The organism is Microbacterium jejuense (genome assembly GCF_039544225.1).
In the GTDB taxonomy this organism is placed as follows: Bacteria; Actinomycetota; Actinomycetes; order Actinomycetales; family Microbacteriaceae; genus Microbacterium; species Microbacterium jejuense.
In genome coordinates this window covers 324,552-350,595 of the sequence record NZ_BAABLG010000003.1, presented here as the reverse complement: position 1 = coordinate 350,595, position 26,044 = coordinate 324,552, and the positions used below count along the sequence as shown (strand labels likewise).

Below are 26,044 nucleotides of genomic sequence, written 5' to 3'. Positions count from 1 at the left end.
AGGGGGATTCTTGGACGACATCACAGCATCCCCCGAGGCCCGCGAGGCGCGCGGCCTGGTGGAGCGGATCTACGCGCGACTGAACGCACGTCGACCTGAGATCGATGAGGACGAGCGCTACTACGGCGGTCAGCACAACCTGACGTTCGCGACCGAAGAGTGGTTGAAGGCGAACGGTGCCCGTTACTCGGGGTTCTCCGACAACTGGTGTGCCGTCGTGGCTAACGCGGAAGCTGAGCGACTGACGCCGATCGGCATTCAGTACCGCGGTGACGACGCTGCGTCGCGCAACTCCGTGTCGCTCAAGACGTGGGATGACTGGCTGCTGAATGAGATGGACTCGCAGGCTTCCGCCGGCATCCTCGCGTCGCTCTACGCACGTCGATCGTACGTATCCGTGTGGGGCACGGATGAAGCAGAGCCGACCTACTCCTGGGACCACGCCTCGAACATCGAGATCGAGTACGACTTCGCGAACCCGCGCCTCCGTCGCGCGGCACTGAAGACGTGGGTCGACGGTGAGATGGAACGGGGCATCCTCTACACGCCTGATTCGGTGTGGAAGTGGCAGCGCCGGTACCTGAAGAACACGAGCGATCGTGACTCGTGGTCGTCTCAGGCGCGGTCGAAGGCCAGTACTGAGGGCGGCTGGGAGCCGTGGCAGGAATTCGGCGACGACACGTGGCCGTTGGATAACCCGCTCGGGGTTGTCCCGGTCGTGGAAGTGCCGAACCGGCCCATGCTTCGTGGTGAGCCGGTATCCGAACTCACCATCGTGAAGCCGAAGCAGAACGCCATCAACCTGATGTGGGCGTACCTGTTCCTCGCGGCTGACTTCGCCTCGATGCCAGCGCGCGTGCTGCTTGGAGCAGCGCCACCGCAGCGCCAGATTCTCGACAAGCTCGGGAAGGTCATCGGTCAGGTTCCGGTGACGATGAAGGACCTCAACGAGCGTCGATTCGCCGTGTTCTCGTCGAAGGACGCCCGGATCGCTCAGTGGGACGCAGCCAAGCTCGACGTGTTCACCGATGCGGTCTCGGTCATGGTGGGCCACATCGCGGCACAGACGCGCACGCCTCCGACCTACCTCGTCACCAAGACGGGTATGTCGAACGTGAACGCCGAGGGCCTCAAGGCATCCGAGATCGGGCTTGTGAAGAAGTCGATTGAGTTTCAGACGTTCGCGACTCCGGCTCTGAAGGAAGTACTTCGGCTGGGACACCTTGTGCGTGGCAACACCGAACTCGCCGAACAGACTCGTTTCGCGTCCCTGCGGTGGGCGAACCCCGAGATCCGCTCCGAAGCCCAACTCACCGACTCCCTCACGAAGAAGCGAAACGTGGGCTACCCCTTCCGCTATCTGATGGAGTTGGACGGCGTCTCGCCGACTGACATGGACCGCATCATGCAGATGGTCGAGGAAGAGAACGCCGCGATCTTCTCCGGCGCGGCGCAGGCTGCGCTGCAGGGCGAGCTGGAGGCCGACGTTGAGCCTACTGACGGACCTGGCACAGAGCCGGCAGACGCAGCTTGATCGCGTAGCCACCGAAGCCTCCTCGCGGGTGGTATCGCTCTGGGCCTCCGCGGACCCGTCCGCCCTGGACGAACAGTGGGACGCGCGAGCCCCAGAGATCAATCGGGTAGTCACGGCCGCGCAGGTCGAGGCTGCACGCCAAGCGACGCCATACATCGAGGTTGCTTCTGCAGGCGCGGCCGGCGCCGATCTGGTGCATGAAGCCTTCGGGGGTGCGACCCGCGAGGGTCGTGAGGTCGCACCGGAGTTGTTCTCGGGTGTCCGCTACACGAAGTCGCTGATCGGGCGAGGGATGGGTGTTGGGCAAGCGTTCCGTGCGGGGACGGCACTCATGTCCATCCTTGCTGCGAACACGATCCGTGACGCTGGGCGGTCCGCCGACAACACCGCGGCGGTATCCAAGGGGATGCTGTGGCGGGTGCGGGTGGTGCAGCCCGGGGCTTGCTCCCGGTGCGCGATCCTCGCAGGCGTCAGGGGCTACAGGGCCGATTTCGAACGCCATCCGGCTTGCCGGTGCACGTCGATGCCGCTGTATGACTCAGACACCCCGGACGGCTTCTTCCGAGACCCGATCGACTACTTCGACTCGTTGGGGGAGGCCCAGCAGGACCGTGTCTTCACAAAGGCTGGTGCCTGGGCGATCCGCAACGGTGCAGACCCAGCGAAGGTCGTCAATGCCCGCAGGGGCGCGCTCAGTTCTGTGAAGCGTGACGACGGGACATTCTCGCTAGCGCGACTGCGGCCGACAAACATCGGTGTGAAAGCCAACGGAACACCGCTGACCGTGTACGCCACACCCGAGGGCACAACCTCCCGCGGGTGGGGAGCGACGCAGGGCCGCCTTGTCAAGACCGGAAATGACCGATACCGGCGCACCAGAGCAATCCGGCTCATGCCCGAACAGATCGTCCAGATGTCGCAGGACGTTGAGCACGCACGATCGCTGCTCCGAAAGTACGGCTACCTCGTCTAGGGAGAATTCATGACCATCGGAAGCGACGCTATCGAGCACCGTTTCGGGTTCCACAAGGCCACGATCGAGGGCGAGAACGCCACCCTCCCGCGCCACCGCGACGTCCGGCTGAAGTTCCGAGAGTTCGCGGAGTTCATCGACGGCGTACTCCCGGACGGTCGCGCGAAGTCCGTCGCATTCACCGAGCTCGAATCGGCGAGCATGTGGGCGCACAAGGCAATCGCTGAGGACGCGCCGCTCGTCGCGGAGTAGCCCAAACCACCAATTCTTCCCCGTGCGATGCGGGGTTCGCACCCCTGCATGGGGTGGCACTACGGCCCCGGAATGGGGCCTTTTCCATTCCATCAAGCAGGGGAGATCCCAACATGCCTGAAGACGACGTCGAAACGACCGACTCCGAAGCGAACACCGAGACAGAGTCCGTCGAAGAAGCGACGGACGAGTCGGGTGACAACGAGCAGACCCAGACCACTCCGGACTTCAAGTCCAAGTGGGAGGGCCAGCGGAAGGTGAACCGCGACCTCGAGCGCAAGCTCGCGGAGGCGAACCAGAAGATCGCGGACTTCGGCAAAACCGCGGAGGAGGTCGAGGCGCAGCGCGCTCAGCGTGACGTTGAGGTTGCGGCGCTCGCGAAGGCGAACGACCGAATCCTGCGCTCCGAGATCCGCGCCGCCGCAACCGGGAAGCTTGCCGACCCGGCTGATGCAGTCCTCTTCCTGAACCTCGACGACTTCACCGTCACCGAGGAAGGATCCGTCGACAACGACGCGATCGAGGAAGCGATCAGCGATCTGCTCACCCGCAAGCCGCACCTCGCCGCAAAGGCCGAGAAGCGGTTCGGGAACGTCAACCAGAACCCGAAGGCGCCGGCCAAGCCGGGGCAACTGTCTCGTGCCGAATACAACGCACTGTCCCGAGAGGACCGACGCAAGGCCCGTGACGAGGGCCGCGTCAACAACATCCTCGGGGCGAACTGACCCAAGAGAGGTAGCCAACCATGGCTGTCACCAACTTCATCCCTGAGATCTGGTCGGACCAGCTTCTCGACCGATGGGAGGCCGAGGCGGTCTTCCCGCAGCTCGTCTCCCGCAAGTACGAAGGCGACGCTCGGAAGGGCAACGTCGTGCACCTGACCGGTGTCGTCGCGCCCACGATCAAGAACTACAAGACCGGTGTCGTCTCGGACGGCGCGTCGGGCACCATCGCCCGGACGACCGCCCCGGACGAGATCTCGGACACCGGGGTCGACCTGCTCATCGACCAGGAGAAGTCCTTCGACTTCAAGGTCCACGACATCGACCGCGTGCAGGCCGCTGGCTCGTTCCAGGACTACACCGACGCTGCCGGCGACGCCCTCGCGGCCGACTCGGACTCGTTCATCGCGGCAATGCTTGCGACGAACGGTACCGCGATGACGGCTGCGGCTGTCACGACCGGTGACGCCGCGTGGGACCAGATCGTGACCGCGCGCAAGCTCCTGCAGAAGGCGAAGGTCCCGGCCTCGAACCGAATCCTCGCGATCAACCCCGAGTTCGAGGAGCTCCTGCTCAAGGCGTCGTCCAAGCTGACGTCCTTCAACACGGCAGGTGACACGGACGGTCTGCGCAACGCGACCCTGGGCAACATCCTCGGTTTCCGCGTCGTCTCGGCGCTGAGCATCCCGGACTCGTCCAGCAAGCCGCGCTTCATCGCCTTCCACCAGTCGGCTGCGGCCTACGTGTCGCAGATCGACGAGATCGAGGGCATGCGCGACCAGAACTCCTTCGCCGACCGTGTCCGTGGCCTCCACGTGTACGGCGGAAAGGTCGTCAAGGCGACGGGCGTCCGCGTCTTCACTGCGTCCTGAACGCACACCCGGGTGGGGTCGACTGGCCCCACCCGGTCTCACAACTTAGGAGACACCCTTGACCCTCATCATTGGCCCGTCCGGGATTGAGATCGACGTAGAGCCTGGCATTGCCGAAGGACTGGTGGCCGGAGGGCATGCCAGCTATGTCAAGACGGTGACGGAAACCCCGAACCCAGTCGAGAACATCCCCGACCCCGCTGAGGAATCCAGCATCATCACCGACACCAGCGACGACACGATCGTGGTCGAGACAGTGGCGGAGACCCCGGACCCAGTCGAGAAGCCTCGCGGCAATGCCGGGTTCGAGGAATGGTCAGCATTCGCAGAGGCGCGGGGCAAGAACATCGAGGGGCTCAGCCGGGACGAGATCCGGGCACTGTTCAAGGGAGAGTGACGCATGGTCGCCTTCGCAAAGCCGGACGATGTCGCGGGCACCCTGAAGCGCACCTTCTCGTCCGACGAAGACGACTGGGTCAAGCTGCTCCTCGAACAGTCCGCCGACTACCTGCGGTACAGCGTCATCGGACAGCACGTGTACCCGCCCACGACGGTCACATTCACCGCGTACCCCGTGGGTGGCCGTGTGACTCTCCCGCAGTCGTACGTGCAGGAGATCGTCTCAGTGAAGGCCGGTGACGACGATGTCGCGTACACGCGGTTTGAAGACGTCATCGAGGGCGTCTGGGAGCAAGCGGTCGACGTCACCTTCACCTACGGTGCGGTGAGCCCGCCCGCGGACCTCGCCGGCGTCAACATCGCCATGGTTTCGTCCGCGATCTCGCTCGTCGAATCCGGTCTCGGAGTCAGCTTCGGTGGGCTGTCCAGCCTGGCGCTGGATGACTTCAAGGTTGCGTTCGCGGACGGTGGCGACAAGACCGGTCATTTGACCCTCCCTGCGCTCACCGCGGACAACCTGCGGCGCGCCTATGGCGCGGATTCGGGGACGGCGGAACATCGATGAGCCTGCTCGAAGGAACCCTGAACCTGGGGCGTGCAATGAGCGCGCAGCGGCTCACCGAGACCGTAGTCGTGGGTGTCTTCGACATGGGAACCGACCCTGCGACGGGCGACCCGATCGAAGTGCTTACCTCGCAGTCGTACAGCGGTCCAGGGCAGATCGTGTATGGCACGCTCACTGTCTCGGACCACGACGCACCAGCGCAGCCGGCCGGGGTGCAATCGCCGTATCTCAAGCTCCCCTCCGGCACCGTTGTTGCACGCGGCCAGGAGGTTAGGGTCACCGCTTCCAGGGCTGACTCCGCACTCGTCGGGTTGAAGTTCACCATCGACGGCCGCGGACAGTCCGGGCAGACGACGACCGTGCGATACCCGCTCATAGAGGCTTCCTGATGGACGGCATCGAGGACTGGACGAAGCTCGAACAGGACATCAAGAAGGCACCCGGTAAGGCCGCGAACTACCTGGGAAAAGCACTTGAGGTCACGGCCCGGTCGATCAAGGACGACTGGCGCGAAGGAGCAGTAGTCGACCGCACCTATGCGGAGGATTACGCCAACTCGATCAGCTACGACAAGAAGTACAGCAACACGGTTCTCGAAGTCGAGGTCGGTCCTGTAATCGGAAAGCGAGCGTCCGCTGGCTTCCTCGAAGAAGCGCCCGGCGACGTACTGGCGCCGCCACTTCACGCTGGCCGTGATGCTGTGCGCGCGAATGAGGCGGACTTCTACGAAGGCATCGCGATTGCTCTGTACGACGCGACTCGTGAGGCGGTGGAGGGAACGTGAAGCCCGAGTTCAACGCGTATCTGGCGAGGCTGCGGGCGCATTCGACCCTCGCCAACAAGACAGACACGGTCTCCCGAGTGAACACAGACGGGAGCCCCGTCCGTACGAACTACGTCGTCGCCATCCCGTCGACTCCGACACGCCTTGACGACGATCGCCTGTCCGCCCCGCAACGGTTCGAGTCGTCCCGTGGCCTGTCTGTCGACGTGAAGGTGGTTGCGGTTGACATCGACGGCCTGTGGCTGCTTCTGGAAGCAGTGCAGACCCAGTCGATCGGTCACGAGCTCATTGTCCCCGGGCGGAAATGTTCCCCCATCGTGATGGCGACAGACGACCTTGAAGAGGGCCGTATGAAGTACGACCCCACCGCGAAGCTCTACTACATCGTCGCTTCGTTCGACTTCACATCAGATCCCGCCTAATCATTCCCGCTTGATAAGCGGGCCTCGAATCAAAGCCCCTGGCATTCGCCGGGGGCTTTCGCATTTCCAGAGACTCCCTCGGATTCTCCCCGAGGGCCAACGAGCCCCGGCATCGGGGAGAAGAAAGGAGTCAACCAATGGTTGACGTTCGGAACGGGGTTCCTCCCGCAATCGACCAGATGGCGCAGACCGTCATCTGGTTCGTGGGCGGAACAATCGCAGACACCTCCGCGGTGAAGGCATCGACTGAGCTCGGCGCGGCGACGTCGTACGACGTGACGTATTCGTTCACGACGGACGGGTTCCCGCTGGTGTCCTCGCAGGAGAAGACGACGGATGAGCGTCTGACGCTGTTGAACACGCTGGAAGCTCTCGGCAAGGTGACGACCACCTTCGGTGACGGCGTCACGTACGTCGACTCTTCGGAGGCGACGGCGGCAGCGACCGTGCTCAAGCCGGTCTCGCCGGCGACATCGAAGTCTGGCTACTTCGTGGTCCGTGCCGGTGTGCCGTACGCGCAGCTTGCGGCGGCTGCGCAGAAGGCGACCATCTACCCGGTGACGCTCGGCCCGCAGATGCGTGGTCCGATCAACGGTTCCGGGAAGTTCACGTGGAAGCAGCAGGTGATCCTCACGGGTCCGCCTGTCGAATCCATCATGGCGGCGTAAGCGCCGGCACATCATCTCCGGGCCGAGGGTTCCGCACCGTACCCTCGGCCCGGTCAATCTTCATCAACGGTGCAGAAACGGTGCAACCCATGGATTTTGATGCAGCCCTCGACGAGGCAGAACAGATCCCCGACGACTCGATGAGTCTGAAGGTGTGTATCAACAGGGCAATCGCCCGCAAGCGCGCTGAACTGCTCGACGCGCTCGACGCGGCCCGGAAGGCTGAAGCGAAGCAGGCTGCAGAGGATCCGCGACTCGGTGCCACGGGACCGGTAGACACCACTGCATCAGAAGCGGCGCTGGCGGCGTTCGAGGCTCACGAGCCTGAGGTTCAGAACGCGCTCATCGAACTGAAGTTCACGCGCCTCGACCCGAACGAGTGGACCCTGCTGACGCAGCTGTATCCGATGCGGCCTGAGGTTCAGTTGGACCGCCACTACGGCTACAACTTCGACGAGGTGTCCAAGCAAGCGGCCCGCCGATCGGGCGTTCGGCTCGACGGGGACTCGGAGGTCTCGCTGACCGAGGCGCAGTGGACGCGAATGTTCGGGAAGAAGGTGCTATCCGCGCCCGACCTCGCGCGCGTTGTCGATGTGATCTGGACTCTCAACGAATACAAGCCGGCGCAGGACATCGCGGCACTGGTAAAAGGCTCCGGAGTCGCGTAGCACTCCGGGAAGAGGTCGGCGCCGCTGCGCACCTGGGGATCTCGCACAAGAGGTTCATGGGGTGGATGCCGACGAACGGTGAGTCCGAATGGGATCACGAACAGCGAGCTCTGCTAGTCGCATATCTGCGTGTCGAGCGGAGCACGGGGGAGTACGGGGAGTGGCTTCCCGATGCGACCGATGATCGGGCAGACCCGACGAACTACGACGACCCGCTGCGGTACTACCACCATGGCCCCTTTACGAACTGGGCCAGGAAAGCGATCGAAGACGTTCGTGACGAGTATCGCAAGAACAACGAGGGAGTCAACATGAACGGCCTGTTCTGGACCGTCAGCACCGACCCTCCGCAAGCCGAGTAGACCGCCCGGCCAACCACAACTTCAGATCTGTTAGCCGTCCCGATGGGGCGGCTTTTGCGTTAGGGGGCCACCTTGGCAGAGCGCGTCGTCAAGGTCCGGCTTACCGCCGAGGTCGCCTCCTATCTGGACAACCTCGACAAGGTCGCGAAGAAGACCCGTGAGGGGCGCACAGAGGCTCAGCAGCTTGCGGCGTCGCTGGAAGCGCAGAAGAAGGCGTTCCAGGTCACTGGTGCCGGTCTGCTCACCGCGGGTGGTGTCGCTGCTGCCGGTCTCGTCCTGGCGACGAACAAGGCTGCCGAGTTCGACCAGGCGATGTCGAACGTCAAGGCGGCGACGCACGAGACCGCCGAGAACATGACCATCCTCCGGGACGCTGCAATCGAGGCTGGCGCGTCGACCGTGTTCTCCGCGAAGGAATCCGCGGAAGCGATCGAGGAACTGGCGAAGGCCGGACTCGAGACGAAGGACATCGTCGGTGGTGGGCTGAAGGGCGCACTCGACCTTGCCGCCGCTGGTGGCATGAACGTCGCGGACGCGGCCGGTGTCGCATCGACGACGCTGCAGCAGTTCAACCTGACCGGAGACAAGGCCTCTCACGTCGCTGACGTGCTCGCGGCTGGCGCCGGTAAGGCGATGGGTGACGTCTCTGACCTGTCGATGGCGCTCGCTCAGTCGGGTACCGTCGCGTCGCAGTTCGGCATTTCGGTTGAAGAGACTGCCGGGTCGCTGTCGGCGTTCGCGTCGAACGGTCTGATGGGTTCTGACGCTGGTACGTCGTTCCGGTCGATGCTTCTTCACCTGGCGAGCCCGTCGAAGCAGGCCGCTGAGCGGATGGCTGAGCTCGGCATCAGCGCGTATGACGCGTCGGGTCAGTTCGTCGGTATGGAGGGTCTTGCGGGGCAGCTTGAAAAGGGCCTCAACGGTCTGACGCAGGAGCAGCAGAACGCGGCCCTGTCGATCATCTTCGGATCCGATGCGATCCGTGCCGCGAACATCCTCTACAAGGAGGGTGCGGACGGCATCGCTGACTGGACTCGGAAGGTTGACGACACCGGTTACGCGGCCGAGACCGCCGCGCTCCGTCTCGACAACCTCAAGGGTGACCTCGAAAAGCTCGGGGGAGCGTTCGACTCTGCACTGATCTCCATCGGTGAGGGCGGGCAGGGTCCGCTGCGGCTGGTCGTGCAGGGCATCACCGATCTCGTTGACGGGTTCAACGGCCTCCCCGAGGGCGGCAAGGAAGCCGTCTTCTGGGTCGGTGCCGTTGGTACCGCAGTCACTCTCGCGAGCGGTGCGTTCTTCCTCGCAGTCCCGAAGGTCGCGGCGTACAAGATCGCTGTCGGGGACCTTGGTCCCGCGGCGCAGCGTACGGCCGGCGCGATCGGCACTCTGACGAAGACTGTTGGTGCGGTTGCTCTTGTCGCGACCGCCGTGTCTGCGTTCGACGGGCTCGAAAGCTCGCTCCGGGAGCGTCTGCTTCCGACGAGTGAGGCGCTCGCGAACTCGCTGAAGACGGCGTCGTCCGCGAAGCAGTTGTTCGACAAGACGCTGGTGGTCGAAGACCACTTCCAGTTGAAGCCGATCATCAAGGACGTCGAAGAACTGAAGTCGGTTCTCCGCACCGCGAACTCCGAAGGCGACAACCTGTTCACGTGGTTGAACGCGAACACCGCGTTCACCGCTGAAGGTGCGAAGTTCAACGAGTTCCGGGAGCAGTGGCAGAAGCTCGCTACCCAGCTTGCGGAGTCGCCTGATCAGATCGCGCCGACGTTCGCGAAGATTCGTGACGAGTTCAACCTGTCGTCGGACGAGATGTCTCGTCTCATCGAGCTCTCGCCGGACCTCACGGCCGCGCTCACTCAGCAGGCGTCGGACGCCGGCAAGGCCGCTGACAAGCAGGCTCTCCTCGAAACTGCGCTAGGCAAGAACAACACCACAGTCAAGACGTCCGCCGACATCTACAAGGAGCAGGCGGACCAGGTCAACGGTGTTCGTCAGGCGATGCAAGACCTCATGGATCAGGTCAACGCGCAGAACTCAGACGAGCAGAAGGCGATCCAGACGAACGCTGACTGGCTGTCCGGTATCGCTGACCTGCCGGATGCCATCAAGCAGATGCAGGATGCGTTCCTCGAACCGCAGAAGAAGGCGTTCCAAGACCTGCACGGGTCGATGGATGGGTTCGTTGGTGACCTGTCCGGGTTCACGCTGACACTCGACGAGTCGACGGCCGCGGGTGCCGACAACGCGTCCATGCTGTCCGACATTGCGGCGAAGGGGCAGGAAGCTGCTCAGGCGCAGTACGACGTCGACCAGAAGACGATGTCGGCTGAGGACTCGACCCGGAAGTACCTGGACACTCTCGCCGCGCAGAAGAAGAACTTCGAGGACTCGGCTATCGCTGCCGGGTTCAACGCCGATCAGGTGAAGGCGCTCTCGGATCGCATCTTCCAGATGCCGTCCGAGAAGGAAGTGTCGATGCTCATCGACACGGCTGGGGCGAACGATCAACTCACGCAGTTCATCAACGACTCGTCGCAGCGTCAGATCACGATCGGTGTCCGCACGTACCGCAAAGACGGTGACGACCTCACGTTCGAGAACGGCAACTCGGGTCTGATCGGACGTGCAGACGGTGGCATGCTGCCTGGTCCTCCGTCGTCGACAGACAACATGATCATCGCTGCGGCGACGGGGGAGTTCATCACCCGGGCGTCGCAGGCGGCGATCCCTGAGAACCGTCGCGTCCTTGAGTACATCAACAACGGTGGCCGGATGCGTGGGTACCAGGACGGCGGGTTCGTTCGACCCCAGTACGCGGCGCCCACGGGCGGATCGTCGGGTGGGTTCGGGGGCGGTGCGCCGTCCGTGCACGTTGACATGCCGATCTACCCCACGCCGGGGATGTCCGAAGGGCAAGTCGGTCGGATCGCGGCCGAGAAGCTCAACTTCGCTCTGAGGGGGTGACGGTGCGCGCCTACTTCGCGGGTTTGGAGTTTGTTGGTGACGGTGGGGCTGCGACGTTCACTCTTGGGCGGAACGGTCTGGTCGGTTGGTTTGAAGGTGTGGGGACGCGGGGTGAGCAGACTGCCCGGTCTGTTGCGGATGGGGATCATGTTTCTCCCGCGTTCCTCACGGGCCGGCTGATCACTCTGACGGGGCTGGTGTTGGGGGCGTCGACTGAGGCGGCGTTGAGTGCGCTGTCGGCTTTGCCGCGACGCACCCTGGGTCAGTTTGCGGTCGAGTCGGATGATTCTGACACGTGGGCGTTGGTGCGTCGCCTCGATAAGCCGGACATTTCGGTGGATGCGTGGGGTTCGGCGGTGTCGTACCAGTTGCGACTGTATGCGCCCGACCCGTTCCGGTACGGGGAAGAGGTCATCTCGTCGTCTGGGACTGAGGTGTCGATCGCTCATGCGGGTAACACGGTCGCGGTGCCGGTCATTGAAGTGTCGGGGTCGATGCCTTCGGGGTATGAGATCGCGTCGCAGGGGAAACGGTACGTGGTGACGCAGGCGCTCACGTCGGGTCACACGCATGTGATCGACATGGCGAACGGGTTCCTGACGCTCGATGGTGACTTGCAGGTCGGCGCGGTTTCGCGGTGTGAGACGTTCACGATTCCGCGTGGTGCGGGGGCGACGGTCACGATCACGCCCGTGTCTGGTTCGGGGTCGATTGTGGTGCACACGGTCGACACGTGGGAGTAGGTGCCAGTGTCTGACTCGTGGGGCGTTGGGATTTACGAGACCCGTACGGGGGCTCCGGCACTCGACGTGACCGCGTTCGTTTCTGCTGGGTCGTCGTGGGAGTCGCGGCTGAACGGGCGGGGGAGTGGTGGACACACCCTCAACCTGCACAACTCGGGTATCCCCCGGGCGATGGTTCAGGAGCTCGTCACGGGAAACAAGTACACGATCGCCCAACTGTGGGGTGACCATGTCGCGTTCGCGGGAGTGATCCAACGGGCACGGTACCGGCACAAGTTCCGGACGTTGCAGATTGATTCGCAGGAGTTGCGTGGGGCGTACATGAACGCCCGCATGCTGTACGGCGTAGGGAACTACGAGACCACCACGAACGTGCTGAAGGTGGACGACAAGTCTCGGTCGGGTGCGACCCGTGCGGTGATCGAGACGGCGTTGCCGAACTCGGATTGGACGCTGCCGATTGACCTGCCTGCGGATGGGTCTGGTGGGTTCTCTGCTGAGTGGTTCCACCGGGAACGGCTCACGTGGGAGGACCACCTTGCGCAGATCGAAGCGGACGGGTGTGAGATCGCGTTCATCCCGTACCTGACGGATGACGGGTTCCTGCGGTGGGACACAAAGGTCATGTCGAAGATCGCTCTGGGTGATGGACCTGACCTGAACATCACTGCACCGTCATCAACGGTCCTCGACCTTGAGGTGGTGCAGGACTGGTCGCGTGCGTTGACGGGTGTTCTCGGGTTCGGTCAGGCGAACTCTGACGCTGTCCGTGCAGCGGCCATGTACGACCCGGGTGAGACGCCGTTCTCGGTGCGTGACCTGTTCGTCAACTATCCCGATATCACGTCGCAGACCCGTTTGCAGGCGGCTGTTGACAAGACGTTCGCGGAACGTCTCAGTTCGACGGAGCAGTGGGTGTATGGGTTGCAGATTTGGCCGGATGGTCCCGCGAAGGCGGGTGTTGGTCGACGGCAGAACTTGTGGTCGTACGGTGACCCGTTCATCGCGGACGGGAAGCATGAGAAGCGGGTTCTGGCGGCAAAGGGTGACATGGGGTTCACCGTGACTGTGGAGGTCCAGAATGGCTGACGACCTCGGTGACTCGATAGCTGAAGTGCGGCAGATGAAGAAGGATCTCGACCGGATCATGCCGCAGCTCGGCCGTGGCGGGGACAGTGGGCATCCGGGCAGTGGTGCGTTCTCGATCCTCATTGACCCGGGGTCGGGGATCGGTGAAGCGTCTGGCGATTACACAACCGCGGTCGGGACGGATGCGAAGGCGACCACGTTCGGGGCGACGGCGTACGGGTTCGGTGCGGAAGCGACGACCGGTACGGAGCCGACTGCGGTCGGAAGTAACGCTCACGCTGAGGGTCTTCGGGCGTCCGCTGTTGGGCGGGCCGCTGGTGCGACGGGGGAACGATCCACCGCTGTGGGTGCGGACTCGGACGCGACGAGCCTGTATGCGACGACGGTGGGCGCGGAGGCGACCGCGGAGGCGTCCGATTCGACTGCGCTTGGGGCGTACTCGCATGCGTACCATGCGCGCAGTGTCGCTGTTGGGGCTGGTACGGAGACGACCGCGGACGATCAGGTGATGCTCGGCAACTCCGATCAGACCGTGGTGGTCCCGGGCACGTTCTCGAACCCGTCCGCGCGGCGGTTGAAGCAGAACATCGTCCCCGCCCCGACCCTGCGGTCGATCTTCCCCACCCAGTACGAGTGGGAGTACATCCCGGCTCCGGACGCTGAGGTGGACCCGCGTCGGCGTATTAGTCCGATGGCGGATGATCTGCTCGGCACGGACGCCGAACGGTTCGTCACGTTCGACAACGACGGTGACGTGGCGGGGATCGCGTACATCGAACTGCTCGTCGCGCAGGTTGGCGTGCTCCACGCCCGTGTGACCGCGCTCGAGAACACCCCCGCACGCCGGTTCGCGTGCTGGCTCTCAACCCTGCTGAGGAGACGAAATGGCTGAGCTCGAACAGATGCCGGGGCTGCTGGACCTGAAGTTCAAGCGTGGCGACGACGTCAACTTCCAGCCGGTGCTCACCGATGAGGCCGACGCGCCTCTGGTGTTGCCGACGACAGGATGGCGTGCCCAGGTCCGGCAGGACACCGGCCTGGCCAGCCCGGTCTTGTTCAGCATCGCTGTGAACGCCGCCGACGCGGCATCCGGTGAGATCGGGCTGTACGTCAGCGGCACTGACACTGCGGAGATTGACGGCACGTTCGCGTGGGACCTGGAGAACACGGACGAGAAGCGCACCTACCTGTCGGGGAAGGTCCGAATCAGCGGGGATGTGAGCCGCGATGTCTGATATTCGTGTTGTCGTTCCCGCTCCGCCGCCGATCAACGTCACTGTCAACCCGCTCGGCGCGACCGGCCCGTCCGCGTACCAACTGGCGGTCGCGAAGGGATACCCGGGCACGGAGGACGAGTGGCTCGCCGACCAGAAGGGCGAGGATGGCGCACCCGGCCCGACCGCGGTGAGCGCGGACGCGGGCAACACGGCGACGCTCGGCGAGGACGGTCTGATCTACGTCCCCGAATCGACCAGTGGTGGCGGTGGCGCGTGGGGTGAGATCACCGGAACGCTCTCCGAGCAGACCGACCTTCAGGACGCGCTGGACCTCAAGGCTGACGCTGCCGATCTCGGGTCCGCCGCTTCGGCGGAGACTGCTGACTTCGCGAGCGCGGCGCAGGGTGGACTCGCTGACTCTGCCGTGCAGCCGGGCGACCTTGGCACTGCCGCTTCGGCGGATTCCTCGGCGTTCGCCACCGCGGCTCAGGGTGCGAAGGCGGACACTGCGGTTCAGCCTGCGGACCTGACTGCTGCGATCGAAGATGTCGTGGACTCTGCGCCTGGCGCACTGGACACGCTGAATGAGCTTGCCGCCGCGCTCGGTGACGACGCCAACTTCGCCGCCAACGTGACTGCCTCTCTCGCGGGTAAGGCGAACACTGCGGACCTCGGCACGGCGGCAACGCGCAACGTTCCGGCTTCCGGCAACGCTTCGGCGAGCGAGGTTGTGAAGGGGGACGACACTCGTCTGTCGGATGCCCGCACGCCGACCGCGCACACCCACTCGGCTTCCCAGGTCACCGACCTTGCCTCAGCGGCAGCCACTTACGCGGCCGTGAACGCGCAGACGGCTACCACCTACTCTGCAGTCCTGACGGACGTGGGCAAGCTAGTGACCTTGACGAACGCCGCGGCGATCGCGGTCACGCTGCCGAAGGATGCGACGGCCGCGGTACCCACGGGGGCGCGGATCGATTTCCTTGTGCTGGGGGCCGGCAAGGCGACGTTCCAGGCTGAGTCGGGGGCGACTGTGAACGGCACGCCCACCCTCGTCTCGCGTGCACAGTACTCCGCGGTGACAGCCGTGAAGGTCGCATCCAACACGTGGATCCTCGTTGGAGACTTGGGATGATCCCTCTCGGCATTGTGAGCTCGGCGCGGCACGCCGGAGCATCCCCTGGGTATGCGGCATCGGTTCTGGCCGACTCTCCGGCGCTGTGGTGGCGTCTCGGAGAATCCGTGGGAGCCACCATTGCAGTGGATGCCTCAGGCATGAGCCGGCCGGGTGTCATCCCTGGCAGCGGCGTCTCGCTCGCCGCGACTGGTCTCGCAGGGGACGCTGACACTGCGGTGAAGGTCTCCGCATCGGGTATCTACCGTGTGGACGAATCGTGGATGGTCGCCACAACGATCACCGTTGAGGCGATCATCTTCATGTCGCCGTCTGACTCGTACGCGTCGTACCACTGTGTGGTGTCGCTGGACGGGGGCGCGTCCGCTCGTGGGTGGAACATTTACATTCGCGACGGGAAGCCGCTGCTGTTCAATCCGAGCGACGGGAACGACGTGATCGTGGGACCGTCCGTTCTTGCGAGCGGCGTAAAGCACCACATCGCCTACGTGGCCACGTCAGGTTCACAGTCGCTCTATGTGGACGGTGCGGTGGTGGGGTCCGTGGCACGCTCAATGCCCGCCTACCCCGGCGCGCCAGGCAACCGGATGCTGAAGGTGGGTACGAGCAGTGCCGGGGTCAGCTTCGCGAACAACTCGTTCCCTTTCGGCGCGAATGGGATTCTCGACGAAGTGGCGGTGTACACGTCAGCCCTGAGCGCCGCTCGCATCCTCGCGCACGCGCAAGCCTGCGGAGCTGCCTAATGAGACAGGCCCGATATGTATCACTGTGGGGTACGTAATCTCTTGTGTTACGTATCCCTTAGTGACACAGTAAGGCTCATGACCATGAACACGATCACCCGCCCTCTCCCGGTCGGCGCTCTCCACATGGACGACGACACCGAATGCACCCACCCGGAGTCCTGCACCCGCCCCGCCTACTGGCCCGGTGGCGCACCCGCAGAACTCCCTATGCTGGGCGAGTGACGAGACCCCCGAAGCTCGTGCCCAAGAAGCACCAGACCGCGATCCAACGCGCCCGCCGCGCGAAGGATGCCGCCGACCTGGCGTTCCGCGACGCGATCCGTGCCGCGAACGCCGAGTCCGGCGCATCCGTCCGTGAGCTCGCGAAGGTCGCCGGCGTCACCCCCCGCACTGTGCAACGGATCCTCACCGAACCCACCGAGTAACCGGCCCACTCACCCCCAGCCCTCGACACGTCGGAGGCTTTTCCTTTGCCCTCGCGCCCGAACCGGCCCGGGGGCTTCGTCATGCCCCGGGAGGTTCCCCATGCTCTACACGAACGGTGACGTCCCGCTCTCTGTCGTCTCGGTCGTGCTCGGGTCCGGGTACGACTCGAAGGGCCGCTACTGGGAGCATCGCCTCACACCGACGACGGCCGCGCGCTGGCGGTACGCGGTCCAGTACGCGCTCACCAAGTGGGGCGTGCGGATGCGGATCCGCGACGGCGCCAACGGGTACCGCAACCGTGCATGGCAGAACATCGCCCGCAACGACGCATGCGCGGCCGGGAACTGCAACGGCGCATCGGAACCCGGCTACTCATCCCACGGCGGCAACTGGGGCGGCCGAGACTGCCTCGCGATCGACGTCAACCCGAACGGGCTCACCTGGGATCAGGTCTGGGAGGCGTGCCGCGCAGCCAGGTTCGAGTGCGGACTCATCACCCAGAAGATCAGCGGCATCCCCGGCGGCGAGCCGTGGCACGTGATCGACTTCAACGCTTTCGGCCCCATCCCAGCCGGGATGGACGCAACACCTTTCGAGGAGGATGACATGCCACTGACCGACGCCGACATCGGCAAGCTGCTCAACTACAAGGCGTACGACAACGGCCCGACCATCTCCGAAGTCCTCATGCTCATCGGCAAGGGCGGCATCGCCACCCAGGTGTGGGCGACCACCGTGAACCGGGGGCTCGACGCCAACAAGAAGCCGGTCCTGATCCCCGCACTGCAGGAGCTCGCCGACGCGAAGACGGTCGCGATGCAGATCGCGGGCCGCCCGGTGCAGACAGCGACGGTCGACATCGACGAAGCGGCGCTCGCGAAGCAACTCGCCCCGCTCCTCACCGACATGTCGAAGCTGAGCGACGCGGAGGTGAAGCGCCTCGCTGTCGCGGCGGCCGATGAACAGGATCGCCGCGACGTACTCCGGGTGAAGGTCAAGTGACCGAGCGACCCCGTAGGGGGCTCCCGCTCTGGCTGATCGCCGTCGTCATCTTGGCGGCGGCGATTGGTGTCGGATGCGTCCTCGGCGCACCGGGAGCAGGGTCATGACGGCGCGCGAGCGACGCCGGAGCATCCGGCCACTGGTTCCGGTGCTCGCGGTCGCCACGGTCCTGCATGTCGCGTTCGCGCTGCTCGTCAGCTGGTGGATGTCGTGAACCTCGAAGCTCCGGAGTGGCTCGTCGCCTGGCTGCAGTCGGTGAACCTCTGGGATGCGATCCTCATCGCTGCCGCGGTTGTGGGCGTGATCGTGTTCCTCCGCCGCAAGGGCTGGCGGTGGCTGAAGTCGTTCGCGAAGGCGGTCCTCAAGACGGCCGACGTGATCGAGAACGTCGGCGAGCTGCCCGACTTCATCGCCGAGATGCGCGCGATCAACGCCCGCAATGAGGCGACCTTCGCAGAGCACACCCGGCAGCTCAAGAACAGCCACAGCTCGAACCTGCGTGACGACGTCACCGCGGCGCTCGTTGCCGCCGAGGCGGCGCGAGAAGCGGCGGAGAGCACCGCGACGAGCGTCGAAGGACTTCATGGCCGGATGGACGCCGTCGAGACGCAGGTGACCGCGCTCGCGCGCGCGGACGACGAGATCCGCGCCGAGCTCGAACAGACCCAACCCCCGAAGGAGAACACATGAGCACTCCGCTCCCCAGTCAGACCCCGAACGTCGTCATCGAGAGCCCGAAGGTCCGCAAGACGGTCCGCACGGTCATCGACGTGATCGGCGCGCTCGCGTTCGTCGCGATGGTCGTCGACCAGGCCTCGCCCGCGGTCGACATTGCAGCGATCACCGTCCCGGTGCTCGCCGGCTACGGCGCACTCCGCTCCGTGTTCGGCTTCGTCGTCGACAACCGGAACACTCCCTCGTGATCCGCCTCACCCCGTTCCCGAGGACCAACGGCTTCGGGCTGAGCCTGCTCAGCTTCCTTTTCCGCTGGTTCTGACCAGCACGAAACGCCCCTCTCCGACTTCGGTCGGGGAGGGGCGTTCTTCGTCGTTGTCAGAGCTCGCGGACGCTGAGCAGCTTCCACCCGTCGGGCACCTTGGCCTCGAGCGCGGTCATGTCGTCGGCCTCGATCTCCTGCGTGCCGTCCATGCGGGTGATGGTCGCGGTCGACGTGAGCAGCTGCGACCCCTTCGGCATCGCGGCCGGCACGTTCGTCGCCACCCACCCGTCCGGGAGCTGCGCGTCAACGGCCGCCTGCAGCGCGGCGAGCGAGTCGCCCTCGACCTCGATGGTGCGGGTTTCGACGGGGCGGATGGTGCCGATGAGCATGCGTCGATCCTACGAGCGGCGGGTGACCGCGTTGCGCCACACCATCGTTTCGATGGTGCCGCGCGGCGTCTCCCACTCGACGTTCACGACGCGGTCGTTCCACCCTCGCGCGAACCCGGCGATCCGTTCCGCGGGACGGTCGGGCCAGGACACCCACACCCACACGGCGGGCTTCGATTCGCCGCCGCGAACCCACTGGATCTCCTTGGGTCCGTACGCTGACGCCGGGAGCGTGACCGGTCCTGCAGGTGCGTTCGCGATAGCGCGGTCATTGAGGGCGTCGTAGTGCGCCTCGTACCGCTTGTTCTTCGTCACGGGTCGCCGGAATCCTTCCTCCGGCCGAGACCACCAGATTACTCGTCGGCGCCGACGTCGTACCTGGGTCCGTCGTGGATGCTCGGACCACGAAACGCGGGCGGCATCACAACCTTCACGACCGGCGCAATCACATGCCCACATTCCGGGCACTGCCACCCGCCGTCGATGTCGCGCATGAGAATGCCGTCGTTCGGGCAGCGCAGCACCGACGCGTCGTCCAGCGGGTCAACCATCGTTGGATGTGAACCCACGGAAGAACGACCGGGTCACGACCGTCCCGAGCGCGATCAGAACTCCGAGCACCGTGAGAACGATGCCGACCACAAGCCACCCGCTGGTGTCCGCATTGACGGCCGTGACCAGCCCACCGATCGCGAGCAAGATCCCACCGGCCACCAACGCCCAGAACGCCATGCCCCGAACGATACACCGATCCCCAGCCCGACCGGATGGGTTGATCAGGTGAGCTGTTTGAGCGGGCGCACGTTCGCCAGGGTGCCGCCGATGACGTCCGCCATCTGAATGTGGGCGTCAGGCACGAGGTGTCCGTACACGTTGACGGTCGTCTGGATGGACTCGTGCCCGAGACGGGCTTGCACATAGGGGAGCGGCGTCCCGGCAGCGATGAGCCATGATGCGTGCGAGTGCCGCAGATCGTGCGGGGTAGGGCGACGAGTGAGGGGCACAAGCCCTTCCCGCTCGCACAGGTCGACATCCATCGCCTTCGCGACCGCCGGCAACCACACCCGCGCCCGAAACGTCTGGTAGCGGACGCGGCGCTTGAGGTCTCGCGTCGAGAATGCAAGCTCGGATGCTGCGCCCCGATCGCCCATCGCCGCCACGGCGTCGGAAGGGATGCTGATGGTTCGGTTCGCCCGCTGAGACTTCGGGTGCTTCAACACGGGCACGTTCGTCTCCGACTTCTTCCACGCCTTGTCGATGCGGACGGACACGGGATTGACCCGAGCGTTGATGTCGCCCCACGTGACCGCTGTGGCCTCACCCCAACGCGTACCTGTTGACGCCAGGAACAGCACGAGCGGTTGGTAATGATCAGCGACAAAGTGCAGGAGCGTGGCGAACTCGTCGGGGGAGAGGAACACCGCCTCACGCTTCACGCCTTTCGAGAGGCGGGTCTTGTAGGCAGGGTTGTCGGCGCGGTAGCCCTTCTCAACGGCGGCAGACAGCACCGACGAGAGAATCGAGTGATAGTTCTTGACCGTCTTGGCTGCGACCGGCCTACCGCGGCCACGCATCGCCGGCTGCACCTCTTGCCATGCGAGCCACCGCCCGACGTCTTCCTTGTCGATCGAGTCGACCGGATGGTCACCGAGAATGTGCAGGAACGAAAGGTTCGCGGCACGCTCGTAGCCCTTCCGCGTTCCCGGCTCCACACCGGTCAGCAGGCCCGACGTTGCGTCCAGGTACCGCGCGGTGAACTGGCGAAGAGTCGGCATGTCTGTGTCCGCGGCCTGCTTCGCGGCCTTGACGCGCATCGCGGCAGCACCGCCGATCAGATCGACATTGCGCTTGAACGCGTACGCGGACTCGGGATCAAGGAACGTCTCTTGACGCTGCGTCGTGCCAACACGGAACATCACACGCCACGTCACCGCGCCCGTGCGGGCCGATACCCGCTCGTGGACACTGGCCATCACTACCGCCGATCCGCCCAGCAATTCCGGGCTGCTGATGCAGTGATTCCGATGTCCTCCGAGTCGAGATGTTGGCGTATCTGTTGGCAAAGCGGTTCAGATGCGCCGCGATCCCAGTGTTTTCTTGGGGTGGCTAACGGGGCTTGAACCCGCGACCCCCGCGACCACAACGCGGTGCTCTACCAACTGAGCTATAGCCACCATGCTTCCCGCTCGCGCGGGCAACCAGACGATTCTCTCACACCTCAGGGGCGAACGATGACACGGCGGCGGCTGCCGCCGCGCGTGCCCCATCGCTGGTCGGTCCGGGCTCAGGCACGAAGACCGCCTGGCGGTAGTACGCGAGCTCTCGCACGGACTCGATGATGTCGGCGAGGGCGCGGTGACCACCATCCTTCGCGGGCGCGTGGATGTACGCGCGCGGGTACCAGCGGCGTGCGAGCTCCTTGATGCTGGAGACGTCGACGTTGCGGTAGTGCAGCCAGTGGTCCACGCGCGGCATGTACTTCGCGAGGAACATGCGATCGGTGCCGATGGTGTTGCCGGCGAGCGGCGCCTTGCCCTCGAGCGGGACGAATCGCTGGATGTACTCGAGCACCTGGAACTCGGCGTCGGCGACGGTGACCCCGTGCGGGATCTCGTCCAGGAGCCCCGACGAGCGGTGCATGTTCGTCACGAACTCGTTCATGTGCTCGAGCGCCGACGCATCTGGCTTGATCACCACATGGAAGCCGGGATCGAGCAGGCGCAGCTCGAAGTCGGTCACGACGACGGCGATCTCGACGAGCTCGTCGACCGCGAGGTCGAGTCCCGTCATCTCGCAGTCGATCCACACCAGGCGATCGTTGTCGGATGTCCCCACCATGTGCTCCATCCTCGTGACGGGCTCCGACATCGCGGTGCCCGGATAAGGGGCTCGGCGTCTCCGCCGAGCCCCGGTGCCCCTCCGGGAGGATTCGAACCCCCGACCTGGCGGGTAGAAACCGCTCGCTCTGTCCCCTGAGCTACGGAGGGAAGGGTGAGTTCCCAGATTACCCGGTCGCGCAACGCCGCTGCGGACTCTGGCTTCTCCGTGCGTCGCGGCGTAGCGTCTGCAGCGGAGGCATCGAAAGGAGTTCACGATGAGCACCACAGAGACGCACCACCCGCTGTGGGTCGCCTTCGGCGCCGGCGGCGTCGTCGGGAGCATCCGCAAGGACGAGGACGGCTACACGGTCACGATGGCCGGAGCCGACCAGTCCGCAGGGACGTTCCCCACGATGGAGGTCGCCAAGAGCGCCCTTCATGCACGCATGACACCGGGCAGCGACTGGCCGCAGTTCCAGGAGCACTGAGCCGGGACGTCGCCGCGGCCGGCAGCGGTCCGTCCGCGGCGCACGGTCGTCAGGGTGCCGGTTCGGTCAACGGGCCGGGGGCGGCGACGCCTCCGGCCGGCTCGGCAGTTGCGATGCGCGTCGTCCGACGCGTGTCCAGCAGCGGCAGCGCGACATGCACCAGCGGCCCGATCAGCACAGCGAAGAGCACGGTGCCGATGCCGACAGTTCCGCCGAGCAGCCAGCCGATGGCCAGGACGGTGAGCTCCACGAGGGCGCGGCACACCCAGATCGGCCAGCCCAGCCGCGAGTTCAGGCCCGTCATGAGGCCGTCGCGCGGCCCCGGGCCGAAGCGCGCGCCGATGTAGAGGCCGGATGCGAGGGCCACCACCACGATGCCGGCGAGCAGGGTCGCGGCCTGCGCGAGCAGGCCGGTCACCGGTGGCACGACGCCGAGCACGAGCTGCATGCTCGTGCCGACCAGCAGGATGTTGGCGATCGTCCCGGCCCCCGGGCGCTGCCGCAGCGGGATCCACAGCAGCAGGACGAAGAAGCCGACGATGTTCGTGATCCAGCCGATCCCGATGCCGGTCCGCAGCGACAGCCCCTGCGCGAAGACGGTCCACGGATCGACGCCGAGACCGGCCTCTACGGTGAGCGCGCAGCCGGCGCCGTAGAGGAACAGTCCGATCAGGAGCTGGGCGATACGACGAGGCATGAGGCCATCCAATCGCACAATTGGCACGAAGAGACCAGTCCAATGCGACTAGGCTGGCACCCATGGACTCCCGCGTCTCCGCCCGCGCCCTCGCCGTGTCGCTCGGTGGATGGCGCACGCGAGAACCGGCGTATGAGGCACTGGCCGACGGCATCCGGCTGCTGTGCCTCGACAACCGGCTGGCTCCGCGCACGACCCTGCCGGCCGAGCGTGAACTCGCGAGCGCGCTGCACGTCAGCCGCAGCACCGTCGCCGCGGCGTACCGCAGTCTGCGCGACACGGGCCATATCGCGAGTCTGCGAGGGTCGGGCAGTGTGACGCTGCCCGTCGGGCACCGCGACACCGGCCGGGCGGCGGCCTCTCCCGGGATGATCGACCTTCAGCAGGCCAGTCCGCCTGCGTGGCCCGGACTGGCCGGCGTGATGGCCGAAGAGGCGACCGGTGCCGCTGCCCTCATCTCACGCGTCGGCTACGACGTGCTCGGCGGGATCGAGCTCCGCGAGCAGATCGCCCAGCGCTACGCCGACCGAGGCATCCCCACGTCGCCGGACGAGGTGCTGGTCACCACCGGCGCGCAGAGCGCGATCCACCTCGTCTCGTCGGTGCTGCTCGGGCGCGGAGACCGGGTCGTGGTCGAGACGCCCACGTACCCGCACGCCGTGGATGCGCTGCGACGGGCCGGCGGCCGACTCGTCGGCGTACCCGTGACGACCGCTGACGGATGGGACATCGACCGCGCCGAGCAGGTCTTCGCCCGGACGCTCCCGGTCATGGCATACCTCATGCCCGACTTTCAGAACCCGACCGGGCGGAGCATGTCGGACGCCGAACGGGAGGCGATGCTCACGGCGGGGGAGCGTGCGGGCACCGTCCTCGTGCTCGACGAGACGACGGGTGACCTCGACATCGATCGCGGTCCGCTCGCGGCCGGGTTCGACGGCGCAGAGCCGGGGACGGTCGTGCGGATCGGCTCGCTGGGCAAGACGGTCTGGGGTGGCCTGCGCGTCGGATGGGTGCGGGCCGATGGTGACCTGATCCGCCGGCTGGTCGCGGCCCGGCCGGCGCATGATCTGGGGACGCCCGAGTTCGAGCAGGCGATCGCGGCGCGCCTGCTCGGCGACTTCGACGCGATCGTGGCGCAGCGTTCGGCGCTGCTGCGCGCGGGGCGGGATGCCGTCGTCGGCGCCCTGCGGGACAACCTGCCGTCGTGGCGCATCCCGGATGTGCACGGCGGAGTCGCCCTGTGGATCGAGCTCGATGCCCCGCTCAGTTCGGCGCTGGTGATGGAGGCCCGCTCCCGCGGAGTGCTCTTGACCGCCGGATCGCGCTTCTCGATCGAAGGCGGTCATGATCGCCACCTCCGCGTGCCGTTCACATCACCGCCCGACGACATGGTGCGGGCGGCGCGGGTGCTCGCCGATTCGTGGGCGGCTGTGCGGGCAGGCGCGCCGACCGCCGTGGTCGAGCACGTCGGCGCCGTGGTCTGAGGCGACTCAGCGGCCGAGTCGCAGCACGTCGACCGCGTCGTCGGCGTTCCAGAAGTCGCCGAGGTCTCGGAACCCGTGCGCAGTGGCGTGGAATCGCCGTGCGCGATACCGGGTGCCCTCGCGCTCGGACACGATCTGAAGATGGCCGATCACCAGACCGGCGCGGTCGATGACCCGCCAGAGGTCCGGCGCGACGCGATCGAGCCGGACCTGGCTGCGGCTCGACACGTGCGGCACGTCGAGCGGGGCCAGTTCGAGGATGTTCGTCATGTCGCCTCCCTTCGATTAGAAGATACGTTCGACCTCCGACATCGGCCGGTGGTCATCGCTTCCTCCCCATCGGGCTGGGGCGACGGACAATCCCCAGATCGGAGGGCATCGGTCCCACCGGCGCGCTGTCTCGGTCAGGCTGAACCCACCGCCGGCGTCCTCGGGCACGGGGCGCCGGCGGAGCCAACGGGGATCGACCCCGACGCACAGAGAGGAACCGATATGAGCGACCAGTACGACAGCATCACCGTCACGGGCAACGTGGCGAGCGACCCGCAGTTCAGGCGCACGCAGAACGGTCTGCCCATCACCTCGTTCCGGGTGGCCAGCGGGCAGCGCAAGTTCGACCGGCAGACCGAGCGCTGGGTCGACTCCGGCACCAACTGGTACACGGTCTCGGTCTTCCGCGGTCTGGCCGACCACGCCTTCGCCTCGCTGCACCGGGGCGACCGCGTCATCTTGACCGGTCGGCTCCGGCAGCGCGAGTGGGAGAGCGGCGAGAAGAGCGGCATCGCGTTCGACATCGAGGCCGACGCCCTGGGGCACGACCTGCTGTGGGGCACCACGACCTTCGTCAAGGACGACCGGCGCCGAGCCGTCGATCCGGTCCCGGCCGATGCATGGCAGACCCCTGCGGGCGGCGACGCCTGGGCGACCCCCGGCCTCGGTGGCGACGGGCGCGCTGCCGTGCTGGCGGAACCGCCTGTCCCCGAACTGGTGGGTGCGGCCGCCGGTGGCGCCGACGACGCCGGTTCGGCTGACGCGCCGTTCTGAAGCATGCCGGTCCCACGGCGTTCAGCGGGGAGTCGGGCGGGCGCACGTAGACTGCATCCGTGGCCCGACTCCCTGCACCCGCTGCGAACGCCGCGGTTCCGCAGGCACGGCGCGGAGCGCTCGGACTGCTGGCGATGACGGTCATCGTCGTCCTGACCGCGTGCGCACCGGCCACGCCGACCCCCACCGAGAGCGCGACGTCCGCGGCGCCCACGACCGGTCCGACCTCCAGCGGCTCGCCCAGCCCGGGTGCGACCCAGTCGCCGACGCAGACCGCACCCGTCCTGGTGCCGGAAGGCACAGCAGGCGACAACCTTCCCTACTTCGCCGCCGTGACGGCGGCCGTCTGGGCGACGGATGACCGCGTCTCGGGCCGCGCCTACATCGATGCACTCGTCGCCGCAGGCTTCGACAAATCCGCGATGCAGGTCACCAACGATCGGTCGACGGTGGGCAACCCGGCCGAGAGCATCCAGTTCTCGGTGCGCTGGGGTGACGAGTGCCTGGTCGGTCAGGTCGGCCCGGCCACCGGCGATCCGGTCACGGTCGTCGTGCCCGTCGTCGCCGAGGGCACGTGCCTGATCGGGCAGACGCGTCCGATCGACTGGTGAGCGCCGCCCGCCCGGCCGATCCC

Annotated in this window: 36 protein-coding genes and 2 tRNA genes; 28 read left to right on the top strand and 10 right to left on the bottom strand. The window is 65.9% G+C overall.

What is annotated here, in order from left to right; genetic code table 11:
* The first annotated feature begins 10 nt into the window (after positions 1 to 10).
* From ABEA46_RS05965 to ABEA46_RS05850, 24 genes are all read left to right on the top strand, one after another.
* Complete coding sequence (locus ABEA46_RS05965) at positions 11 to 1,534, top strand: phage portal protein (RefSeq protein ID WP_345543456.1); 1,524 nt, start codon at positions 11 to 13, stop codon at positions 1,532 to 1,534.
* A 28-nt stretch (positions 1,535 to 1,562) separates the two neighbouring features.
* The gene (locus ABEA46_RS05960) at positions 1,563 to 2,507 is read left to right on the top strand and encodes a hypothetical protein (protein ID WP_345543455.1); all 945 of its coding nucleotides are present in this window, start codon (positions 1,563 to 1,565) and stop codon (positions 2,505 to 2,507) included.
* Positions 2,508 to 2,516: 9 nt separating this feature from the next.
* A complete protein-coding gene (locus ABEA46_RS05955) occupies positions 2,517 to 2,759 on the top strand; it encodes an Acb2/Tad1 domain-containing protein (RefSeq protein ID WP_345543454.1) in 243 nt (80 codons plus the stop codon).
* 113 nt (positions 2,760 to 2,872) lie between these two features.
* Positions 2,873 to 3,484 (top strand): hypothetical protein, encoded by a 612-nt coding sequence (locus tag ABEA46_RS05950; protein WP_345543453.1) that lies wholly within the window; start codon positions 2,873 to 2,875, stop codon positions 3,482 to 3,484.
* 20 nt (positions 3,485 to 3,504) lie between these two features.
* Positions 3,505 to 4,353, top strand: a complete 849-nt coding sequence (locus ABEA46_RS05945; protein WP_345543452.1) for a phage major capsid protein — start codon at positions 3,505 to 3,507, stop codon at positions 4,351 to 4,353.
* Between the two features lie 58 nt (positions 4,354 to 4,411).
* Positions 4,412 to 4,750, top strand: a complete 339-nt coding sequence (locus ABEA46_RS05940; protein WP_345543451.1) for a hypothetical protein — start codon at positions 4,412 to 4,414, stop codon at positions 4,748 to 4,750.
* A gap of 3 nt (positions 4,751 to 4,753) precedes the next feature.
* On the top strand, positions 4,754 to 5,317 hold the full coding sequence (locus ABEA46_RS05935; protein ID WP_345543450.1) for a hypothetical protein: 564 nt from the start codon (positions 4,754 to 4,756) through the stop codon (positions 5,315 to 5,317).
* Positions 5,314 to 5,706, top strand: coding sequence for a DUF6093 family protein (locus ABEA46_RS05930; protein ID WP_345543449.1), 393 nt, complete (start codon positions 5,314 to 5,316; stop codon positions 5,704 to 5,706). Before ABEA46_RS05935 ends, ABEA46_RS05930 begins: the two co-directional genes overlap by 4 nt.
* Complete coding sequence (locus ABEA46_RS05925; protein ID WP_345543448.1) at positions 5,706 to 6,101, top strand: hypothetical protein; 396 nt, start codon at positions 5,706 to 5,708, stop codon at positions 6,099 to 6,101. Before ABEA46_RS05930 ends, ABEA46_RS05925 begins: the two co-directional genes overlap by 1 nt.
* Positions 6,098 to 6,523 (top strand): hypothetical protein, encoded by a 426-nt coding sequence (locus tag ABEA46_RS05920; protein WP_345543447.1) that lies wholly within the window; start codon positions 6,098 to 6,100, stop codon positions 6,521 to 6,523. Before ABEA46_RS05925 ends, ABEA46_RS05920 begins: the two co-directional genes overlap by 4 nt.
* 137 nt (positions 6,524 to 6,660) lie before the next feature.
* Entirely contained in the window at positions 6,661 to 7,191 is a 531-nt protein-coding gene (locus ABEA46_RS05915; protein WP_345543446.1) for a phage tail tube protein, read from the top strand.
* A gap of 89 nt (positions 7,192 to 7,280) precedes the next feature.
* Complete coding sequence (locus tag ABEA46_RS05910) at positions 7,281 to 7,859, top strand: hypothetical protein (protein ID WP_345543445.1); 579 nt, start codon at positions 7,281 to 7,283, stop codon at positions 7,857 to 7,859.
* Between the two features lie 65 nt (positions 7,860 to 7,924).
* The gene (locus tag ABEA46_RS05905; protein ID WP_345543444.1) at positions 7,925 to 8,221 is read left to right on the top strand and encodes a hypothetical protein; all 297 of its coding nucleotides are present in this window, start codon (positions 7,925 to 7,927) and stop codon (positions 8,219 to 8,221) included.
* 72 nt (positions 8,222 to 8,293) lie between these two features.
* Positions 8,294 to 11,188, top strand: coding sequence for a phage tail tape measure protein (locus tag ABEA46_RS05900; protein WP_345543443.1), 2,895 nt, complete (start codon positions 8,294 to 8,296; stop codon positions 11,186 to 11,188).
* Between the two features lie 2 nt (positions 11,189 to 11,190).
* Entirely contained in the window at positions 11,191 to 11,931 is a 741-nt protein-coding gene (locus ABEA46_RS05895; RefSeq protein ID WP_345543442.1) for a hypothetical protein, read from the top strand.
* 66 nt (positions 11,932 to 11,997) lie between these two features.
* Complete coding sequence (locus tag ABEA46_RS05890) at positions 11,998 to 13,020, top strand: hypothetical protein (protein ID WP_345543441.1); 1,023 nt, start codon at positions 11,998 to 12,000, stop codon at positions 13,018 to 13,020.
* Positions 13,013 to 13,912 carry a hypothetical protein gene (locus ABEA46_RS05885; protein WP_345543440.1) on the top strand — a complete coding sequence of 300 codons (900 nt, stop codon included), beginning with the start codon at positions 13,013 to 13,015 and terminating at the stop codon, positions 13,910 to 13,912. The genes ABEA46_RS05890 and ABEA46_RS05885 overlap by 8 nt, the downstream gene beginning before the upstream one ends.
* On the top strand, positions 13,905 to 14,255 hold the full coding sequence (locus tag ABEA46_RS05880) for a hypothetical protein (protein WP_345543439.1): 351 nt from the start codon (positions 13,905 to 13,907) through the stop codon (positions 14,253 to 14,255). The genes ABEA46_RS05885 and ABEA46_RS05880 overlap by 8 nt, the downstream gene beginning before the upstream one ends.
* Positions 14,248 to 15,372, top strand: coding sequence for a hypothetical protein (locus ABEA46_RS05875; protein ID WP_345543438.1), 1,125 nt, complete (start codon positions 14,248 to 14,250; stop codon positions 15,370 to 15,372). Before ABEA46_RS05880 ends, ABEA46_RS05875 begins: the two co-directional genes overlap by 8 nt.
* 107 nt (positions 15,373 to 15,479) lie before the next feature.
* Positions 15,480 to 16,115 (top strand): LamG-like jellyroll fold domain-containing protein, encoded by a 636-nt coding sequence (locus tag ABEA46_RS05870; protein WP_345543437.1) that lies wholly within the window; start codon positions 15,480 to 15,482, stop codon positions 16,113 to 16,115.
* Positions 16,116 to 16,336: 221 nt separating this feature from the next.
* A complete protein-coding gene (locus tag ABEA46_RS05865) occupies positions 16,337 to 16,543 on the top strand; it encodes a helix-turn-helix domain-containing protein (protein WP_345543436.1) in 207 nt (68 codons plus the stop codon).
* Positions 16,544 to 16,643: 100 nt separating this feature from the next.
* Positions 16,644 to 17,546, top strand: coding sequence for a M15 family metallopeptidase domain-containing protein (locus ABEA46_RS05860; protein WP_345543435.1), 903 nt, complete (start codon positions 16,644 to 16,646; stop codon positions 17,544 to 17,546).
* Positions 17,547 to 17,756: 210 nt separating this feature from the next.
* Complete coding sequence (locus ABEA46_RS05855; RefSeq protein ID WP_345543434.1) at positions 17,757 to 18,236, top strand: hypothetical protein; 480 nt, start codon at positions 17,757 to 17,759, stop codon at positions 18,234 to 18,236.
* Positions 18,233 to 18,469, top strand: a complete 237-nt coding sequence (locus ABEA46_RS05850; RefSeq protein ID WP_345543433.1) for a hypothetical protein — start codon at positions 18,233 to 18,235, stop codon at positions 18,467 to 18,469. The genes ABEA46_RS05855 and ABEA46_RS05850 overlap by 4 nt, the downstream gene beginning before the upstream one ends.
* Before the next feature lie 130 nt (positions 18,470 to 18,599).
* On the opposite strand, the gene ABEA46_RS05845 is transcribed toward ABEA46_RS05850, so the two are convergent.
* From ABEA46_RS05845 to ABEA46_RS05810, 8 genes are all read right to left on the bottom strand, one after another.
* Entirely contained in the window at positions 18,600 to 18,875 is a 276-nt protein-coding gene (locus ABEA46_RS05845; RefSeq protein WP_345543432.1) for a hypothetical protein, read from the bottom strand.
* 9 nt (positions 18,876 to 18,884) lie between these two features.
* Complete coding sequence (locus ABEA46_RS05840; protein ID WP_345543431.1) at positions 18,885 to 19,190, bottom strand: hypothetical protein; 306 nt, start codon at positions 19,188 to 19,190, stop codon at positions 18,885 to 18,887.
* A 38-nt stretch (positions 19,191 to 19,228) separates the two neighbouring features.
* A complete protein-coding gene (locus ABEA46_RS05835) occupies positions 19,229 to 19,426 on the bottom strand; it encodes a hypothetical protein (protein ID WP_345543430.1) in 198 nt (65 codons plus the stop codon).
* A complete protein-coding gene (locus ABEA46_RS05830; protein ID WP_345543429.1) occupies positions 19,419 to 19,607 on the bottom strand; it encodes a hypothetical protein in 189 nt (62 codons plus the stop codon). Before ABEA46_RS05830 ends, ABEA46_RS05835 begins: the two co-directional genes overlap by 8 nt.
* Before the next feature lie 44 nt (positions 19,608 to 19,651).
* Positions 19,652 to 20,848, bottom strand: coding sequence for a tyrosine-type recombinase/integrase (locus tag ABEA46_RS05825; RefSeq protein WP_345543428.1), 1,197 nt, complete (start codon positions 20,846 to 20,848; stop codon positions 19,652 to 19,654).
* Positions 20,849 to 20,973: 125 nt separating this feature from the next.
* Positions 20,974 to 21,049, bottom strand: a tRNA-His gene (locus ABEA46_RS05820).
* A gap of 37 nt (positions 21,050 to 21,086) precedes the next feature.
* Positions 21,087 to 21,713 carry an oligoribonuclease gene (orn, locus tag ABEA46_RS05815; RefSeq protein ID WP_345543427.1) on the bottom strand — a complete coding sequence of 209 codons (627 nt, stop codon included), beginning with the start codon at positions 21,711 to 21,713 and terminating at the stop codon, positions 21,087 to 21,089.
* A 76-nt stretch (positions 21,714 to 21,789) separates the two neighbouring features.
* Positions 21,790 to 21,862, bottom strand: a tRNA-Arg gene (locus ABEA46_RS05810).
* A gap of 107 nt (positions 21,863 to 21,969) precedes the next feature.
* On the opposite strand from ABEA46_RS05810, the gene ABEA46_RS05805 reads away from it, so the two are divergent.
* Positions 21,970 to 22,182, top strand: coding sequence for a methyltransferase (locus ABEA46_RS05805; protein WP_345543426.1), 213 nt, complete (start codon positions 21,970 to 21,972; stop codon positions 22,180 to 22,182).
* 49 nt (positions 22,183 to 22,231) lie between these two features.
* Here ABEA46_RS05805 and yczE read toward each other — a convergent pair whose 3' ends face one another.
* Complete coding sequence (yczE, locus tag ABEA46_RS05800) at positions 22,232 to 22,879, bottom strand: membrane protein YczE (protein ID WP_345543424.1); 648 nt, start codon at positions 22,877 to 22,879, stop codon at positions 22,232 to 22,234.
* A 62-nt stretch (positions 22,880 to 22,941) separates the two neighbouring features.
* Between yczE and yczR the strand changes: the two genes are divergently transcribed.
* On the top strand, positions 22,942 to 24,366 hold the full coding sequence (gene yczR / locus ABEA46_RS05795) for a MocR-like transcription factor YczR (protein ID WP_345543423.1): 1,425 nt from the start codon (positions 22,942 to 22,944) through the stop codon (positions 24,364 to 24,366).
* Positions 24,367 to 24,372: 6 nt separating this feature from the next.
* Here yczR and ABEA46_RS05790 read toward each other — a convergent pair whose 3' ends face one another.
* On the bottom strand, positions 24,373 to 24,636 hold the full coding sequence (locus tag ABEA46_RS05790; protein ID WP_345543422.1) for a hypothetical protein: 264 nt from the start codon (positions 24,634 to 24,636) through the stop codon (positions 24,373 to 24,375).
* Between the two features lie 222 nt (positions 24,637 to 24,858).
* Between ABEA46_RS05790 and ssb the strand changes: the two genes are divergently transcribed.
* On the top strand, positions 24,859 to 25,410 hold the full coding sequence (gene ssb / locus ABEA46_RS05785; protein ID WP_345543421.1) for a single-stranded DNA-binding protein: 552 nt from the start codon (positions 24,859 to 24,861) through the stop codon (positions 25,408 to 25,410).
* Between the two features lie 134 nt (positions 25,411 to 25,544).
* Positions 25,545 to 26,021, top strand: coding sequence for a DUF6993 domain-containing protein (locus ABEA46_RS05780; protein ID WP_345543803.1), 477 nt, complete (start codon positions 25,545 to 25,547; stop codon positions 26,019 to 26,021).
* The last annotated feature ends 23 nt before the right edge of the window (positions 26,022 to 26,044 follow it).